18 protein-coding genes and 1 other RNA gene are annotated in these 16824 nt (G+C 70.2%); 7 read left to right on the forward strand and 12 right to left on the reverse strand.

Features of this window, described 5'->3' with window-relative positions:
- Nucleotides 1–93: 93 nt before the first annotated feature.
- The gene (locus GGR64_RS08870; RefSeq protein ID WP_184645306.1) at nt 94–1485 is read right to left on the reverse strand and encodes a gluconate:H+ symporter; all 1392 of its coding nucleotides are present in this window, start codon (nt 1483–1485) and stop codon (nt 94–96) included.
- A 132-nt stretch (nt 1486–1617) separates the two neighbouring features.
- On the opposite strand from GGR64_RS08870, the gene GGR64_RS08875 reads away from it, so the two are divergent.
- The 4 genes from GGR64_RS08875 to GGR64_RS08890 all read left to right on the forward strand — a co-directional run bounded on the left by GGR64_RS08875 (nt 1618) and on the right by GGR64_RS08890 (nt 5110).
- On the forward strand, nt 1618–2280 hold the full coding sequence (locus tag GGR64_RS08875) for a serine/threonine-protein kinase (protein WP_160965326.1): 663 nt from the start codon (nt 1618–1620) through the stop codon (nt 2278–2280).
- Nucleotides 2281–2407: 127 nt separating this feature from the next.
- Nucleotides 2408–3223 carry an NAD(P)-dependent oxidoreductase gene (locus tag GGR64_RS08880; protein ID WP_184645308.1) on the forward strand — a complete coding sequence of 272 codons (816 nt, stop codon included), beginning with the start codon at nt 2408–2410 and terminating at the stop codon, nt 3221–3223.
- Between the two features lie 188 nt (nt 3224–3411).
- Entirely contained in the window at nt 3412–4572 is a 1161-nt protein-coding gene (locus GGR64_RS08885) for an ROK family transcriptional regulator (protein WP_184645310.1), read from the forward strand.
- 115 nt (nt 4573–4687) lie between these two features.
- A complete protein-coding gene (locus GGR64_RS08890) occupies nt 4688–5110 on the forward strand; it encodes a VOC family protein (RefSeq protein ID WP_160965328.1) in 423 nt (140 codons plus the stop codon).
- 4 nt (nt 5111–5114) lie between these two features.
- Here the strand turns inward: GGR64_RS08890 and GGR64_RS08895 are convergent, their stop codons facing one another.
- Nucleotides 5115–5984: an ion transporter gene (locus GGR64_RS08895; RefSeq protein WP_184447088.1), complete on the reverse strand. Its 870-nt coding sequence runs from the start codon at nt 5982–5984 to the stop codon at nt 5115–5117.
- Between the two features lie 310 nt (nt 5985–6294).
- Between GGR64_RS08895 and GGR64_RS08900 the strand changes: the two genes are divergently transcribed.
- Nucleotides 6295–7527, forward strand: a complete 1233-nt coding sequence (locus GGR64_RS08900; protein ID WP_184645312.1) for an acetylornithine transaminase — start codon at nt 6295–6297, stop codon at nt 7525–7527.
- A gap of 7 nt (nt 7528–7534) precedes the next feature.
- Here the strand turns inward: GGR64_RS08900 and GGR64_RS08905 are convergent, their stop codons facing one another.
- A complete protein-coding gene (locus GGR64_RS08905; RefSeq protein WP_160965462.1) occupies nt 7535–8152 on the reverse strand; it encodes an HAD-IA family hydrolase in 618 nt (205 codons plus the stop codon).
- A 236-nt stretch (nt 8153–8388) separates the two neighbouring features.
- Here GGR64_RS08905 and azu point away from each other — a divergent pair, with 236 nt between their 5' ends.
- Nucleotides 8389–8844, forward strand: a complete 456-nt coding sequence (gene azu / locus GGR64_RS08910) for an azurin (protein ID WP_160965332.1) — start codon at nt 8389–8391, stop codon at nt 8842–8844.
- A gap of 73 nt (nt 8845–8917) precedes the next feature.
- Here azu and hemL read toward each other — a convergent pair whose 3' ends face one another.
- Together hemL and thiE are read right to left on the reverse strand one after the other, a co-directional pair.
- On the reverse strand, nt 8918–10210 hold the full coding sequence (gene hemL, locus GGR64_RS08915) for a glutamate-1-semialdehyde 2,1-aminomutase (RefSeq protein ID WP_184645314.1): 1293 nt from the start codon (nt 10208–10210) through the stop codon (nt 8918–8920).
- Between the two features lie 741 nt (nt 10211–10951).
- Complete coding sequence (gene thiE, locus GGR64_RS08920; protein WP_184645316.1) at nt 10952–11575, reverse strand: thiamine phosphate synthase; 624 nt, start codon at nt 11573–11575, stop codon at nt 10952–10954.
- Between the two features lie 72 nt (nt 11576–11647).
- Here thiE and GGR64_RS08925 point away from each other — a divergent pair, with 72 nt between their 5' ends.
- The gene (locus tag GGR64_RS08925) at nt 11648–11839 is read left to right on the forward strand and encodes a rubredoxin (protein ID WP_160965338.1); all 192 of its coding nucleotides are present in this window, start codon (nt 11648–11650) and stop codon (nt 11837–11839) included.
- Nucleotides 11840–12020: 181 nt separating this feature from the next.
- Here the strand turns inward: GGR64_RS08925 and GGR64_RS08930 are convergent, their stop codons facing one another.
- The 7 genes from GGR64_RS08930 to ssrS form a co-directional block, all read right to left on the reverse strand.
- Entirely contained in the window at nt 12021–12866 is an 846-nt protein-coding gene (locus tag GGR64_RS08930; protein WP_160965340.1) for a SirB1 family protein, read from the reverse strand.
- Nucleotides 12867–12984: 118 nt separating this feature from the next.
- Entirely contained in the window at nt 12985–13437 is a 453-nt protein-coding gene (locus GGR64_RS08935; RefSeq protein WP_160965342.1) for a DUF192 domain-containing protein, read from the reverse strand.
- Nucleotides 13438–13595: 158 nt separating this feature from the next.
- Nucleotides 13596–14243, reverse strand: a complete 648-nt coding sequence (gene rpiA, locus GGR64_RS08940) for a ribose-5-phosphate isomerase RpiA (protein WP_048491766.1) — start codon at nt 14241–14243, stop codon at nt 13596–13598.
- A 100-nt stretch (nt 14244–14343) separates the two neighbouring features.
- Entirely contained in the window at nt 14344–14814 is a 471-nt protein-coding gene (locus tag GGR64_RS08945; protein WP_017915860.1) for an EVE domain-containing protein, read from the reverse strand.
- The gene (locus GGR64_RS08950; RefSeq protein WP_184645318.1) at nt 14811–15404 is read right to left on the reverse strand and encodes a 5-formyltetrahydrofolate cyclo-ligase; all 594 of its coding nucleotides are present in this window, start codon (nt 15402–15404) and stop codon (nt 14811–14813) included. Before GGR64_RS08950 ends, GGR64_RS08945 begins: the two co-directional genes overlap by 4 nt.
- 264 nt (nt 15405–15668) lie before the next feature.
- Nucleotides 15669–16448: a thioesterase family protein gene (locus GGR64_RS08955; RefSeq protein ID WP_184645320.1), complete on the reverse strand. Its 780-nt coding sequence runs from the start codon at nt 16446–16448 to the stop codon at nt 15669–15671.
- Nucleotides 16449–16606: 158 nt separating this feature from the next.
- Nucleotides 16607–16791: non-coding RNA, 6S RNA (gene ssrS, locus GGR64_RS08960), on the reverse strand.
- Nucleotides 16792–16824 lie beyond the last annotated feature (33 nt).

Raw genomic sequence — 16824 nt, forward strand, 5'->3', positions numbered from 1 at the left:
CGGCGGCCCGCACCGTTCGGATCCTCCAGGTCCCACCGCGCTGCGGCAGCCCGTCGCAAGGCGAGGGCGACGCCGCACGGCCGTCGCGACGGCTCATGCCAACGGCGGCAGCAGGTTCAGCAACAGCACCATCCCCAGCCCCACCAGCGCCACGATGGATTGCACCACCGAGATCGTCTTGGTCGCCTCGCCCATGCTCATGCCGAAGGATTCCTTCACCAGCCAGAAGCCGGCATGGTTGGCGTAGTTGAAGAACAGCGAGCCGCAGCCGATGGACAGCGCCAGCAACGGCAGATTGAGCGTGGGTTCGGCGCTGCCGAGCGGCGCCAGCAATCCCGCGGCGCCCACCACGCCGACCGTCGCCGAGCCGGTGGACACCGACAGCAGCATCGAGATCAGCCAGCCCAGCAGCAGCGGCGACACCGCCAATTGCTGGCTCATGTGCACGATCGCATCGCCCACATGGGCATCGGTGAGCACCTGCTGAAAGGCGCCGCCGCCGGCGATGATCAGCAGCACGCCGGCGACGGGCTTGACGCTGTCGCCCAAGGTCTTGCGCAGCGCCGCCGGCGCACCCGGCCGCAACGCGACCTGCGCGAACAGCACGCCCAGCAGCATCGCGACGATGGGGTGACCGACGAAGGCCGTGGCATGCAGCACCGCCGAATCCTTGCGCAACAGCATCTCGGCCACGGCGTGGCACAGCATCAGCAGGGCCGGCGCCAGCGCCGCCAGCACGCCCAGGCCGAAGGCAGGCGGCGTGCGTTGTGCGGATGCGTCACCATCCGCGGCGTCGGCCGACGCGTACTGTGCCAGCAGCGCCGCGTCCGGCTCGGCCTGGATATGCCGCGCGATGTAGCGGCCGTACAGCGGTCCGGCCAGGACGATGGCCGGAATGGCCGCGATGAAGCCGTAGAGCATGGTGGCGCCCACGCTGGTCCCCAGCGTGGCGATGGCGGTGAGCGGGCCAGGATGCGGCGGCACCATGCCGTGCATGGCGGCGAGGGCGGCGATGACCGGGACGCCCACGTAGGCATAGGCCGAGCCGCTGACCTGGCGCTGCGCTTGCAGCTTGCGGGCCACGCCGAAGATCAGCGGCAGCAGGATCACCAGGCCGACCTCGAAGAACATGGGAATGCCGACGATGAAGGCGACACCGGCCATGGCCCAGGGCAGCGCGCGTGGCGAGGCGCGGCGCAGGATCGCGTTGGCCAGCGTGTCGGTCACGCCCGCCTGCGCCAACAGCTTGCCGAGCATCGCGCCCAGCGCCACCACCAGGCCCACCGCCCCCAGCGTCTTGCCCGCCCCGGTGGCGACGGCGTGCAGCAGCACGTCCATCGGCATGCCGACGACCAGGCCGGTGGCCAGCGACACCAGCAGCAGCGCCAGCAGCGGATGCAGCTTGGGGCGCGCCACGATCAGCAGGACCAGGGCGATGACGCTGAAGAGTGCGGTGAACAGCAGGAACAGGTCGTTGGAGCTCATGGGGGAGATGCCGCGTGGATCGGTCGCAAGCTTAGCGTGCTCTCTCACCCGGCTGGGTCGATGACCCATGACGATGGCACGGCAGGCACCGGTCCGCCGCGCAAACGGCAACGCACGCTCTACACTGGCCGGATGCCCGCCGCCGCTCCCCGCACCGTCCAGATCCTCAAGGCCGACAGCTTCGGCCGCATCCTGCTGCTGGGCGAGGGCGAGGCGCGTTTCGTGCGCCGCGATCTCACCGCCTCGCCGTGGTGGCTGCGGTTGCCGGCGTGGTGGCTGGCGCGGCGCGAGGCGCTCGCCTTGCGGCACTTGGACGGCATGGCCGCGACGCCGCAACTGCGTGGCTGGGACGGCACCTTCCTGGATCGCAGCTACCTGGACGGCGCGGCGATGTACCAGCGCCCGCCGCGCGGCGACCTGGCCTATTTCCGCGCCGCCCGGCGCCTGCTGCAGCAGGTGCACCGGCGCGGCGTGGCGCACAACGATTTGGCCAAGGAAGCGAACTGGCTGGTGCTGGCGGACGGCAGCCCGGCGCTGATCGATTTCCAGCTCGCCGTGCGCGGTGCGCCGCGCTCGCGCTGGATGCGGCTGCTGGCGCGCGAGGATCTGCGCCACCTGCTCAAGCACAAGCGCATGTACTGCGCGCACGCGCTCACCCCGATCGAGCGGCGCCTGCTCAAGCGCCATTCCTGGGTGCGCGAACTGTGGTTCGCCAGCGGCAAGCCGGTGTACCGCTTCGTGACCCGGCGCCTGCTCAAGTGGGAAGACAACGAGGGGCAGGGGCCGAAGCCCTGAAGCGCCGGGATTCGGGATTGGGGATTGGGGATTGGCAAGAGCGGATGGCTGCCGTCTGAGGCTGTCATGGCGCAGACGGCAAAGGCGCTAAGCTTTGGCGAATCCCCATTCCCGAATCCCCAATCCCGTGACCTTACAAGGCAAAACCCTCCTAATCACCGGTGCCTCGCGCGGCATCGGGCTGGCGATCGCGCTGCGTGCGGCGCGCGATGGTGCCAACGTGGCGATCGCGGCGAAGTCGGCGGTGCCCAATCCCAAGCTGCCCGGCACCATCCACAGCGCCGCGGCGGCGGTGGAGGCGGCCGGCGGGCGCGCGCTGGCGCTGAAGTGCGACATTCGCGAAGAGGAACAGGTACGCGCGGCGGTGGCAGCGACGGTGGAGGCCTTCGGCGGCATCGACATCCTGGTCAACAACGCCAGCGCGATCTGGCTGCGCGGGGCGCTGGACACGCCGATGAAGCGCTTCGACCTGATGCAGCAGGTCAACGCGCGCGGCAGTTTCCTGTGCGCGCAGGCCTGCCTGCCGCATCTGCTGCGCAGCGCCAACCCGCACATCCTGACCCTGGCGCCGCCGCCGTCGCTCGATCCCAAGTGGTGGGCGCCGCATACCGGCTACACCCTGGCCAAGATGGGCATGAGCTTGGTCACCCTGGGCCTGGCCGGCGAGTTCGGTCCGCAGGGCGTGGCGGTGAATGCGCTGTGGCCGCGCACGCTGATCGCCACCGAGGCGCTGAACATGATCCCCGGCGTCGAGGCCGGCAATGGCCGCCGCCCGGAGATCATGGCCGACGCCGCGCACGCCGTGCTGACCCGGCCGGCCGCCGGGTTCCATGGCCAGTTCCTGATCGACGATGCGGTGCTGGCGGAGGCCGGCGTGCACGATCTGTCCGGTTATGCACTGGATCCGGCGCAGCCATTGCTGCCGGACCTGTTCCTGGACTGAGGCCCGGCGTGGTCGGCTGACCGGCCGCGATGCGGCTGCGCGCTTCGGGCAAGGACGACATGGATCGGACGATCGCGGCGCGCGGCGGCGCGCCGCGAAAACGCTCTGTTCCACCCAATCGCGGTTGGCGCCGCAATGACGGCGTGCGGCGCGGCTATGCTGCCGGGGTCTTCACGCCCCCGCCGCCTATGCCCGCTCCTGTCGCCGTCGCCTTGCCGCGTCTTCCCGAGTCCCGCCACGCCGTCCATGCCGATCTCAGCGACAACGAGCGGCACATGCTCGATCGCCTGCGCCTGGCCGGCACCGCCACCCGCGCCGATCTCAGCCGCAGCACCGGGCTGACCGTGCAGTCGGCGGTGCGCCTGGTCGACGCGCTGGCCGAGCGCGGCCTGGTCGCGATCGGCGCCTCGCTGGCGCACGCAGGCCGCGGCAAACCGGGCGCGGGCATCGCGCTCAATCCCGGTTACGGCCACACCGTCGGCTATGCGATCGCGACCGACGCGCTGTCGCTGGCGCTGCTGGATTTCAGCGGACAGATCCGCGCCACCGCCGAGCATGCGCTGCGTTCGACCGAGCCGGCCGCGCTGCTGGCGCAACTGCGCGAGGCCGATGCCGCGCTGACGGCCTCTGCCGGTGCCGGGCTCGGTCCGCGCCTGGGCGCGGGCGTGGCGATGACCGGCTTCTTCGTCGAGGACGGCGTGCACATGAACCCGCCCGAGCCGCTGCGCGCGCTGGGCGAGCTGTCGATCGGCGACTGGCTGGCCGAGGCGCTGGGGCTGCCGGTGTGGGTGGACAACGACGGCACGGTGGCGGCGGCGGGCGAGAGCCTGCTCGGCATCGGCCGCCAGTACCGCGATTTCGCCTATCTGCACTTCAACTACGGCCTGGGCGGCGGCGTGGTGATCGACGGCGCCTGCCTGCGCGGCGCGCACGGCAACGCCGGCGAGTTCGCCGGCATGCTGCCGCAGCAGGGGCTGGAGCGCGGCACGCTGGAGCTGTTGCGGCAATTGCTGGCCGAGGACGGCATCGCGCTGCCCGACATCCGCGCGCTGCTGGCGGCCTACGATCCGGCGTGGCCGGCGATCGAGCGCTGGATCGCACGGGTCGCGCCGGGCCTGTCGCTGATCGTGTCGGCGATCGTGGCGATCTTCGATCCGCAGGCGGTGGTGTTCGGCGGGCGCATGCCGCGCGAACTGGCGACGCGGCTGATTCCGCACGTGCGCATCGACAACCAGCCGCGGCGCGGCCAGGCGCGGCCGTTGCCGCTGCTGCTGCCGGCCGCCGCCACCGCCGATGCCAGCGCGGTGGGTGCGGCGGCGCTGCCGTTGAAGGCCTGCTATTTCCGCTGAACCGGTCCCGCCGCGGCGTCGCCATGCCTGCACGCCGCCGGCGCTACCCTATGCACCCTTTTCGCGCGCCATCGCGGCACGGTGCGCGCCTGATCCCCCACACGGAGCTGTCACGATGAAATATCTGCACGCCATGATCCGCGTCCACGACCTGGAGAAGACCAGCAAGTTCTTCACCGAAGGCCTGGGCCTGCACGAAACCCGCCGTATCGAGAACGAAGCCGGCAAGTTCACCCTGGTGTACTTTGGCGCCCCGCAGAACCCGGAGGCCGAGGTCGAACTGACCTACAACTGGGGCTCGGACGAGGACTACGGCAGCGCCCGCAACTTCGGCCACCTGGCCTTCGAGGTCGACGACATCTACGCCCTGTGCGCGCACCTGCAGTCGCTCGGCGTGACCATCAACCGTCCGCCGCGCGATGGGCGCATGGCCTTCGTGCGCAGCCCCGACCTGATCTCGATCGAATTGCTGCAGAAGGGCGAAGCGCTGGCGCCGGCCGAACCGTGGGCGTCGATGCCGAATACCGGCGTCTGGTAATGGCTCAGGGCGCGGTATCGGGCAACGCCTGGCCGCAGCCCCGGCAATAGCCGGCGTTGCGGTCGTGGCCTTGCAGGCCGCAGTGTGCGCAGGTGCGCTGATCCGGCGCGCGGCTGCGGTCGACATCGCGCAGGCTGTTGGCCAGTTCGGCGGTGTAGATCCCGGTGGGCACGGCGATGATGCTGTAGCCGATCAGGATCAGCACCGAGGTGATGGCGCGGCCCAGCGGCGTGAGCGGGGCGATGTCGCCGAAGCCGACCGTGGCCATCGTCACCACCGCCCAGTACATCGCGGTGGGGATGCTGGTGAATCCGTTCGCTGGGCCTTCGACCACGTACATCAATGCGCCGAAGATCACCACCAGGGTGATCACCGTGAACAGGAACACGAACACCTTGCGCCGGCTGCGCCACAACGCGTCGACCAGCAGGCTGCTTTCCTCGACATAGCGGGTCAGCTTGAGGATGCGGAACAGCCGCAGTACCCGCAGCACGCGCACCACCAGCAGCGTCTGCGCGCCGGGCAGCAGAAACGAGATGTAGGTGGGCAAGGTCGACAACAGGTCGATCACGCCCCAGAAGCTCAGCGCGTAGCGCAGCGGCCGCTTCACCGTGGCCAGGCGCAACGCGTACTCGGCGGTGAACAGCGCGGTGAAGCCCCACTCCAGCACGTACAGGGTGTCCGCGTGGCGGGCGTGCAGCGCCGGCACGCTGTCGGCCAGGATCACCGCGACGCTGGCCAGGATCGCCGCGACCAGCAACAGGTCGAAGTTGCGCGACGCCCGGGTGTCGTGCCGATAGATGATGTCGAACCAACGGCGCCGCCAGCCGTGCTCGGTCGCCGGGGCGAGTTGGGAATCGAGGAAAAAGCGCATGCGCCCATGCTACCCGAGCCGCATTGCAGCCGCGGGCGCGCACGCCGCGGCAGGCGGCGTCCTGATCGGATGCGACGCGGTTGCTGGAGAACCCCTGTGGGAGGGGCTTCAGTCCCGACGCCGTAGCGCTGAAGCGTCGGGACTGAAGTCCCTCCCATATGTCGAGCAATGGCGAGGTGGGGTTGCTGCGGCACGCGCGCGGGCGGCGGCGGTGTGGCTGCCCCGTCGGTCCAGGCGGCGGCGGGCAGTCGCCGGCCGTGCGCTGCCGACGGTCTTATAATCGACTGCTCTCCCGCAGGATGTTCCCCCGATGACCGCTTCCTCCGCCGCGGACCTGATCGCCCTCGGTCAGCGCTATGCCCTGCCGATCTACCGTCCGCGCCAGCTGGTGCTGGAGCGCGGCGAGGGCGCGCGGGTGTGGGACAGCGAGGGACGCGACTACATCGATCTGTCCGCCGGCATCGCCGTGTGCGGGCTCGGCCACAACGATCCGGATCTGCATGCGGCGCTGCTCGAACAGGCCGGCAAGCTGTGGCACACCAGCAACGTGTTCTACAGCGAGCCGCCGCTGCGCCTGGTCGAAGAACTGGTGCTGGCCTCGCGCTTCGCGCAGAGGGCGTTCCTGTGCAACTCCGGCAGCGAGGCCAACGAGGCGGCGATCAAGCTGGTGCGCAAGTGGGCCACCGCGCAGGGCCGTCCGCCGCAGCAGCGGGTGATCGTCACCTTCCGCGGCAGCTTCCATGGGCGCACCCTGGCCGCGGTGACCGCCACCGCGCAGCCCAAGTACCAGGAAGGCTACGAGCCGCTGCCCGGCGGTTTCCGCTACGTCGACTTCAACGACATCGTGCAGCTGGAAACGGCGATGGCCGGCGGCGACGTGGCCGCGGTGATGCTGGAGCCGGTGCAGGGCGAGGGCGGGGTGATGCCGGCGGCGCCGGGCTTCCTGGCGCAGGTGCGGGCGCTGTGCGATCACCACGGCGCGCTGCTGGTGCTGGACGAGATCCAGTGCGGCATGGGCCGCACCGGCACCCTGTTCGCGCACTGGCAGGATCAGGTGACGCCGGACATCGTGACCCTGGCCAAGGCGCTGGGCGGCGGTTTCCCGATCGGCGCGCTGCTGGCCGGGCCCAAGGTTGCCGAGACCATGCAGTTCGGCGCGCACGGCACCACCTTCGGCGGCAACCCGCTGGCCGCGGCGGTGGCGCGGGTGGCGCTGCGCAAGCTGGCTTCGACGGCGATCGCCGCCAACGTGTCGCGGCAGTCGGCAGCGCTGCGCAAGGGCCTGGCGGCGCTCAACGACGAATTCGCGCTGTTCTCGCAGGTTCGCGGACGCGGCCTGATGCTCGGTGCGGTGCTGGCGCCGGCGCACGCTGGGCAGGCCGGGACGATCCTCGACCACGCCGCCGCGCACGGCCTGCTGACCCTGCAGGCCGGCCCGGACGTGCTGCGCTTCGTGCCTTCTTTGAACCTCACCGATGCCGAGCTGAGCGAAGGCCTGACGCGGTTGCGCAGCGCGCTGCGCGCCTACCTCGCCGCACGCTGAAACCGGTTCACCCCAGCCCGTGCCGCGCCAGCGCGCGGCGCAGGGCACGCGTGCCGCTGGCGGTTTCAGCGGCCATGCCGATCGCGCGGGCCCCGCGCACGTTGACGAACAGGTCGTCGATGAACAACGCCTGCCGCGGGGCGACGCCGAAGTGCGCCAGCGCCTGTCGGTACACCGCGGCATCCGGCTTGCGCCCGCCCAGGCTGCCGCTGCACAGCACGCGCCCGTGCAGCAGCGGGAACAGCGCCGGCACGATCTGTGGCATCGCCTGCGCCATCAGCGCGCCGTTGTTGGTCAGCACGCCGATGGCCAGGCGTTCGGCCAGCGCCAGCACCTGCGCGACCACGCCGGCATCGGCGCGGCTGGCCGCCACGCGCGCGGCGATCCAGGCGTCCACGTCCACGGCAGCGCCCAGGCCTTCGCTCAGCCGCTGCAGGTAGGCCGCAGTGTCCAGTTCGCCACCGTCGTAGGCGGTCTCCAGCCCGGAACCGAACAGGACCTCGCGCACCTGCGCGGCCTCGCAGCGACAGTGCGCGGCCAGCGCGGCGATGCGCGCGGCACGCGTGTAGTTCGCAAGCACGCCATCGAAGTCGAGCAACAGCAGCGCCGGCTGCGCGCGGATCATGGCGGACATGAGTGGGACTGCGAGAGTGGCGGCAAGCGCCATGGGCGCGGCGCGGCATCTGCGCAGATCGAGCAGCGTCTCGCGGTCATCGCCGCGCGCCGTGGTGCGTGCCGATGATGCAACGCGCCATCGCTTGTCGTTGACAAGCCATCGCGGGCCGGCGGACAGTCGGGGCACGCCGCCGCGCGCGCGACCTGCCGCGGCGCAATGTCGTTTTTCTTGCCGAGGAATCCACCTTGAACACCAAGTTTCCGTCCCTGCTGCTCGTCCTTGCCGGCCTCGCGTTCGCACCTGCCGCCTGGGCCAAGACCTGCGCGGTGACCATCACCGGCACCGACCAGATGTCCTTCGACCAGACCCAGATCAAGGTCGCGGCCGATTGCACCGAGGTGGCGGTGACGCTCAAGCACAGCGGCAAGCTCGCCGCCGCGGTGATGGGCCACAACTGGGTGCTGACCAAGACTCCGGATTTCCAGGCGGTGGCCAATGCCGGCACCAGTTCCAGCCTGGCCGACAACTACCTGCCCAAGAACGATCCGCGGATCATCGCCCACACCAAGGTGATCGGCGCGGGGCAGTCGGACACGGTCAAGTTCTCCACCGCCAAGCTGAGCAAGGGCGGCGACTACACCTTCTTCTGCTCGTTCCCGGGGCACTGGGCGATGATGAAGGGCAAGTTCGTGTTCGGCTGATCCAGCGCAGCGGCGCTGCGCCGGCCATCGGCGTAGCGCGTTGTCGTTGTGCAATAGCCGCTGCGCCGGCATCTCAGCCGGCGGCGACCACCGCGAACGCCTCGCGTGCCGCGGCCAAGGTGGCCTCCAGCACGTCCTGGTCGTGCGCACTGGAGACGAAGCCGGCCTCGTAGGCCGATGGCGCCAGGAACACGCCGCGCTCGAGCATCGCGTGGAAGAAGCGGTTGAACGCGGCGGTGTCGCAGGCGGTGGCCTGCGCATAGGTCTCGACTTTCTCGGTGGTGAAGAACAGCCCGAACATGGCCCCGACCTGGTTGGTGGTGACCGCCACGCCGGCCGCCGCCGCGGCGGCTTCCAGACCGGCGCACAGCTGCGCGGTGGCTGCGTCCAGGCGCTGGTGGAAGCCCGGCGCCTGGATCAGCTCCAGCATCGCCAGCCCCGCGGCCATCGCCACCGGATTGCCGCTGAGCGTGCCGGCCTGGTAGATCGGCCCGGACGGCGCCACCTGCCGCATCAGCTCGGCGCGCCCGCCATAGGCGCCCACCGGCATGCCGCCACCGATGATCTTGCCGAAGGTGGTCAGGTCCGGCGTCACCCCGTAGTGCGCTTGCGCACCGCCCAGGGCGACGCGGAAACCGGTCATTACTTCGTCGAAGATCAGCAGTGCGCCGTGCTGCGTGCACAGGTCGCGCAGGTGCTGCAGATAGCCCGGACGCGGCGGAATGCAGTTGGCGTTGCCGACGACGGGCTCGATGATGACCGCGGCGATCTCGTGGCCGATCCGCTCGAACAGTTCGGTGGCACCTTCGGCATCGTTGTAGGCCAGGGTGGCGGTGAGTTCGCTCAGGCCCGCCGGCACGCCCGGCGAGGTCGGCACGCCCAGGGTCAGCATGCCGCTGCCGGCCTTGACCAGGAACGAGTCGCCGTGGCCGTGATAGCAGCCTTCGAACTTGACGATGCGGTTGCGCCCGGTGGCGCCGCGCGCCAGCCGCACCGCGGACAGCGTGGCTTCGGTGCCGGAGTTGACCATGCGCACCATCTCGCAGGACGGCACCAGTTGGGTGATGGTCTGCGCCATCGTCACCTCGGCCGGGCACGGCGCGCCGAACGACAGCCCATCGCCGATCGCGCGCTGCACCGTTTCGCGCACCGCCGGATGGTTGTGCCCGGCGATCATCGGCCCCCACGAGCCCACGTAGTCGATGTAGCGGTTGCCGTCGACGTCGTACAGGTACGCGCCATCGGCGCGCTGCACGAAGAACGGCTCGCCGCCCACCGACTTGAAGGCGCGCACCGGCGAATTGACGCCGCCGGGAATCAGCGACTGCGCTTTGGTGAACAGGGCGTGCGAGCGGGAATGGTTCATGAGCGGGAATCCTTGGCGATGCTGGCCAGGCCGATCGGCCGGGCGCGGAGCGAGGCGGTCTATTGTCGCGGCTGCCGCCGACATGCGCCATGTTGCCGACCCGTCGCGGCCGGTGCTGCGCCGTGATCTGCTGCCTGCGATCGAGCAGCGCTAGCCCCTCTCCCGCCGGGAGAGGGGTTGGGGTGAGGGTCCGGCGCGTAGCGGCTCGCGATGTTTAGGTGCACGAGGCTGCGCCCGTACCCTCATCCGCCCCTGCGGGGCACCTTCTCCCGGTGGGAGAAGGGAGAAGCCAAAGCCCCTCTCCCGCCGGGAGAGGGGCTGGGGAGAGGGTCCGGCGCGCAGCGGCTCGCGATGTTTGGGTGCAGGAGGCTGCGCCCGTACCCTCATCCGCCCCTGCGGGGCACCTTCTCCCGGTGGGAGAAGGGAGAAGCCAAAGCCCCTCTCCCGCCGGGAGAGGGGTTGGGGTGAGGGTCCGGCGCGAAGCGGCTCGCGATGTTTGGGGGCACGAGGCTGCGCCCGAACCCTCATCCGCCCCTGCGGGGCACCTTCTCCCGGTGGGAGAAGGGAGAAGCCAAAGCCCCTCTTCTGTCGGGAGAGGGGTTGGGGTGAGGGTCCGGCGCGCAGCGGCTCGCGATGTTTGGGGGCACGAGGCTGCGCCCGTACCCTCATCCGCCCCTGCGGGGCACCTTCCCCCGAAAAGGGGGCCATGGTCCCGGTGGGAGAAGGAAAGGCGCTGCCACCTCAGTCGAAACACGCGCGGTACGCCGCCAGCGCCGCGCGCGGGTCGGGCGCATCGAATACGCCGCTGATCACCGCCAGCAGGTCGGCGCCGGCCGCCACCAGCGGGCGTGCGTTGTCGGGTGTGAGGCCGCCGATCGCCACGCGCGGAAGGTCCAGTGCCGCCGCTTCGCGCAGCAGGTCGGGCGTGGCGCGGCGCGTGGTGACCTTGCTGCGCGTGGGGAAGAACGCGCCGAAGGCGACATAGCTGGCGCCGGCCGCCGCAGCGCTGCGGGCCAGGGCCAGGTCGTCGTAACAGGACGCGCCGATGAACGCCTGCGGCCCCAACGCGGCGCGCGCAGCGGCCAGGTCGCCGTCGTCCTCGCCCAGGTGCACGCCGGCCGCACCCACCGCCTGCGCCAGTGCGACGTCGTCGTTGACGATCAGCGGTACCCCTGCCTGCGCGCACAGCGCCCGCAGCGCTGCTGCCTGATCCCGCCGCTGCGCCGCGTCGGCGCGCTTGTTGCGGTACTGCAGCCAGGTCACGCCCTGGTCCAGCAGTGGCGTCACCCGCGCAAGCAGGCGCGCGCCATCGGCCTCGTCGGGGGTGATCAGGTACACGCCGCGCGGCGCCGGGGATGCGTTCATGGCCAAGCCTTCCGATGCGTCGGCGGCGATGGGACAATGCCGTTCCGTCCGACTGTGACCTGCGATTATCCAATGAGCGACGCCACCGCCACCACCTATCGCACCTGGATGTGCGTCGTCTGCGGGTTCATCTACAACGAGGCCGACGGCCTGCCCGAAGAAGGCATCGCGCCTGGCACCCGCTGGGAAGACGTGCCCGACACCTGGACCTGCCCGGATTGCGGCGTGACCAAGGACGATTTCGAGATGGTGGAGATGGATTGAGCGCTGGGAATGGGGAGTCGGGATTGGGGATTCGCAAGAGCGGCTGCGGCGTGACCTGACGCGTCGCTGAGCAACGCTGCTTTCTCTTGAGGGCTTCCAGGCTGAAGATGCTCAGGACGACTTGCACATTGCGGATGGCCGCTCTTGCGAATCCCCAATCCCGACTCCCCACTCCCTGCCGTCAATGCATCCGCTGCGCGCGGGCGCTCAGTTCCACCAGGCGTTCGCGGATCGGCAGCGCGTCGGAGGCCTCGGGGTTCAGTTGCAGGTAGCGGCCCAGGTCGCGGCGCGCGCCGGGCACGTAGTCCATCTGCAGGTAGGCCATGCCGCGGTCGCGCAGGGCTTCGGGCTGGTCCGGCATCAGCTTGAGCACGCGGTCGGCGCTGCGTGCGGCGCGGTCCCACTCGTCGCGTTCGGCATACAGGCCATGCAGGTTGCGCAGGACCCGGGCGAGGATCGCGCGGTGCGGCGCCGGATCCAGGATCTGCAGCAGCGCGCGGTCGTCCGGGCTTTCGCCGCCCATGTGCGGCCGCGCGCGCTCGCGCAACTCCTCCACCGCCAGCGGACGACCGCCGTTGAACGGGTCCATCACCAGCAGCCCGTCGTCCACCGGCAAGCGCACCAGGAAATGCCCGGGGAAGGACACGCCGTCGAGCGGGATGTCCAGGCGCCGCGCCACTTCCATCTGCACCAGGGCCAGCGAGATCGGGTTGCCCAGGCGCCGCTCGAACACCTGGTTCATGTAGCTGTTGCGCGGGTCGTAATACTCGTCGTGGTTGCCGCTATAGCCCAATTCTTCGAACAGGTGGCGATTGATCGCCGCCATCTTCAGCGGCCACTGCTCGATCATCGCCACCTCGTGCCGCAGGTGGTCGGCGTGGCTCTGCGCCAGGGTGTCGTAATGGGCGGCATCCAGCTCCGGATACTCGTCGCGGGCGATCAGCAGGGCGGTCGCCAGCAGCGGCAGGGCATCGTCGTCCAGAGCGGCCAGGGTATTCCAGCTCGGCAATGTCAATCGGGCGGCCATGGCCCAAGACTGGCGGCAAAGCCGGGCCCGATCAAGTCCGGCGGTTCCCGACAGCGGTGTCGGGTTCAGCGCCGTGGTCGCGGGATCTTTTCCCGACCCGGGCCGACGCGTCGGGCGATCAGCGGCCCTGCGGAATCCCGGGGCCGAAGCGCAGTTCGGTGCCGTCCTGCAGCTTCAACTGCTCGGCCTGGCCGGCGTTGAGTTCGAGCACGTAGCGCGCCGGCGCGTTGCTGGGGTAGGGCGGGCAGGCGTCGCCGGCCGAGCACGGCGGCACGTCGCGCTGCTGCGCCACCAGCTTGCGCTGGTTGTCGAAGTACAGGATGTCCAGCGGGATCTTGGTGTTCTTCATCCAGTACGCCTGCGGTTCCTCGCGGTCGTGGATGAACAGCATGCCGTGGTCGGCTTCCATCTGATCGCGGAACATCAGCCCGCGCGCGCGGGTCGCATCGTTCTGCGCCAGTTCCACGTCGTAGCGGTGTCCGCCCAGTTCCACCCAATGGTCGCCGCCGGCACTGGCGCAGCCACTGAGGGCGAGCAGGAGAAGGACGCAGCAAGCGCGAATGAGGGACATGGCAGGGCCGGGGCGAGGAGGACAGCGCGCACCTTGTTGCATGGTGCGCGACGAGTCAAGAGAGCGGGGATTGGGGAGTCGGGATTGGGGATTCGCAAAGGCAGGGATCTCGGCTTTTACGAATCCCCAATCCCGACTCCCCAATCCCGCCGCGCGTCCTACAGGACGCGCGGCGGCTCGCCGCCGACGATCACCACGTCGGCCGGGCGGCGCGCGAACAGGCCGACGCAGACCACGCCGGGGATCTGGTTCAGTTCGCGCTCCAGCGCCACCGGGTCGGTGATCGAAAGGTGGTGCACGTCCAGCACCACGTTGCCGTTGTCGGTGATCACGCCGTCGCGCCACACCGGCTGGCCGCCGGTGCGCGCCAGGATCTCGCGGGCGACCAGGCTGCGCGCCATCGGGATCACCTCGATCGGCAGCGGGAACGCGCCCAGGGTCTGCACCTGCTTGCTGGGGTCGACGATGCAGATGAAGCGCTCGCTGGCCTCGGCGATGATCTTCTCGCGGGTCAGCGCCGCGCCGCCGCCCTTGATCAGGCACTTGTTCGGATCGCACTCGTCGGCGCCGTCCACGTACAGCGACAGGTTGCCGGTGTGGTTCAGCTCCAGCACCTCGATGCCGTGCTGGCGCAGGCGCGCGGTGCTCTGCTCGGAACTGGACACCGCACCCTTGATGCGGTGGCCGATGCGTCCCAGCGCGTCGATGAAGTAGGCGACGGTGGAGCCGGTGCCGACGCCGACGATCATCCCGTCCTGGACGTAGTCGATGGCTTTCTCGGCGGCAAGGCGTTTGGCTTCTGACATTTGGAGAGCTCGGGAGTGGGGATTCGGGATTGGAGATTCGTGAAAAGCGGGTCGGCGGATGGGACCGGGCGAATCCCCAATCCCCAATCCCGAATCCCGGCTACTCGAGCGACAGCAGCAGCTTCCACTGCGCGGCGCTGACCGGGAACACCGACAAGCGGTTGCCGCGGGCGACCAGCGGGAAGCCCTCGCCCAGCGCGTCGGCGTGCTGCTTGATCTCGTCCAGCGCGATGGTGCGCGCCAGCTTGCGCTCGAACGCCACGTCCACCAGGTACCAGCGCGGCTGTTCCGGGGTGGCCTTGGGGTCGTGGTAGTCGGAGGACGGGTCGAACTGGGTGGCGTCGGGATAGGCCTGGCTGGCCACGCGCGCCACGCCGACGATGCCCGGCACCTTGCAGTTGGAGTGATAGAACAGGATGCCGTCGCCGACCTTCATGCCGTCGCGCATGAAGTTGCGCGCCTGGTAGTTACGCACGCCGTTCCAGGGTTCGGTGCCGACCCGCTGCAGGTCGTCGATCGAGAAGGCGTCCGGTTCGGACTTCATCAGCCAATAGCGGGTGCGTGCGGTCATGCGGTCAGATCGGGCGCGGTCGACAGGGTGAGGGATTCGGTGCAGACCGCATCCAGCGTCACGTCCCAGGCCGCCAGCGGCAAGGCCGCGACCCGTTGCGCGTCGAAGGCGGCCCCGACCAGCCAGGGCGGTGGGGCCTGCCGCTGGCGGAAAGCGAAGCTGCGATCATACCAGCCGCCCCCCATGCCCAAGCGGCCGCCGACGGTATCGAAGCCGACCAGCGGCGTCACCACCAGCGCCATCTGCGCCGGCGCCAGGGTCGTGGCCGGGTCGACGTCGGGCTCGGGGATGCCGTAGCGATTGGCGCGCAGCGGCTGCCCGGGGCGCCACGGCGCGAAACGCAAGGTGTCGCCGCTGAGCATCGGCAGGCAGTACTGCACCGTGTCCGGCAACGACAGTTGCCAGCGGTGCAGCGCGATCTCCCCGTCCATTGCCCAATAGCCGCCGACATGGCCGTGCTGCGGCGCGAACGGCAGGTCCAGCAAGCGCTGCGCCAGCGCGTCGGCGGCGGCCAGGCGTACAGGCGCCGAGAGCGCGCGGCGGCGGGCGCGCAGATCCTGGCGCAGGGAGTCGCGGTCGTCGGCAGTCATCGGGCAGGCGGAGCGAGGGAGGGCGCTATTGTCGGCGCCAGCGCACACCCTGACCAGGGTGGGGCCTCCATCTCCGAGTACGCCGCGCTGGATCCGCCAGGCCCAACCCGAAGAGCTGCGGTCGCGCGGGTCCACGGCCGCGTCATCGCGCGGGCGTGGACGGACGTCCACATTCTCGCGCTTCCTTGCCGCAGGCATACGCAATCGCGGTGCGGCGCGGCATGCCAGGAGGACAGGTCCTGGGCGCGGCCGCCGCTGCCGCGATCACGCGTAGAGCGCCACCGTCTGCCTGCCCCATAGCACCAGCCGCCCGGCCGTGTCCCAGATCTGCATGTCCTGTAGCGAGTAGCCGTCCTCGGCATGGCGGCTGGCCGAACGCAGCAGGAACCAGTCGCCGGCGCTGGCCGGCTGCGGGAAGTCCAGGCTCCAGGTCATCGAGCTGACCGGCGCCGGCTCGGTGAAGCAGGTCATCGCGGCGGGCGGCAGGCAGTCGCCCAGCGCGACCAGGGCCACGCTCGGGTCCACGCCGCCGGGGTCGCGATGGCGCGCCCAGACCAGCAATTCCGGGTCGGTCGCGGCGGACAGCGGCAGCGCGCCGCCGGCCAGGCGCATGTCGAAGTTGGCGACGAAGGCCGGGGTCGCCGCGCTGTCGGCGATCGGCGTCGCCGCGTCGGGGCCGACCACCGCCGGCCGCGCCAGCAGGAAGTCGTGGGCGATGCGGCTGGCGCGCGGCTGCGCGAACAGCAGCGCCGCGCGCAAGGCGACCTGCCCGTCCGCCAGGCAATCGACGCCTACCGAAGTGGTGGACTTGCCCTGGCGCAGCACCTGCGCATCGAAGCGCAGGGTGCCATCGGCCGGGCCGATGAACCCGATATGCGCCGACTTCAGCGGCGGCAACGTCGACGGCGCGGTGCGCAGCGCGGTCTGCAGCGCCAGCGCCGCGGACAGGCCGCCGAAGGCGGTACGGCCTTGCCGCCAACTGGCGGGGACGTCGAATCCCGCGGCGGGGTCGAAGCTTTCGAGGATCTGGGCGAGCGTCGGCAATCCGGGATCTCCGTGGTGGGTGCACCAGTATCCCGGGTTTCGGCCGACGCGAGAACGCGTGGCGCCTGCGCTGCGTCGGCGACGACGCGGGTGGGCACGCACGTGGCGGACGCGCAAAAAGGAAACGGCGCCTTGCGGCGCCGCTTCCTGGAAAAATTGCATTCTCCGCCGTGACGATGCGTGCGAAACGACCTTGAACCCGGGGTTCAAGTGGGATGGCTGGAGAATCATCGGGCTTCCCGCTACGAGGCGGACCTGCACTCCCGATTCCGTCGCCACCCCGTGGTCGTCATTAAGGGACAAGGCGAATGTTTGCACACGCTGTCGTTCACAGCAGAGAACGCAAGTGGAGTATAGCGCCGTGATCGCGCTTGGC

This window comes from Xanthomonas sp. 3307 (genome assembly GCF_014199735.1).
Taxonomy (GTDB): Bacteria; Pseudomonadota; Gammaproteobacteria; order Xanthomonadales; family Xanthomonadaceae; genus Xanthomonas_A; species Xanthomonas_A rydalmerensis.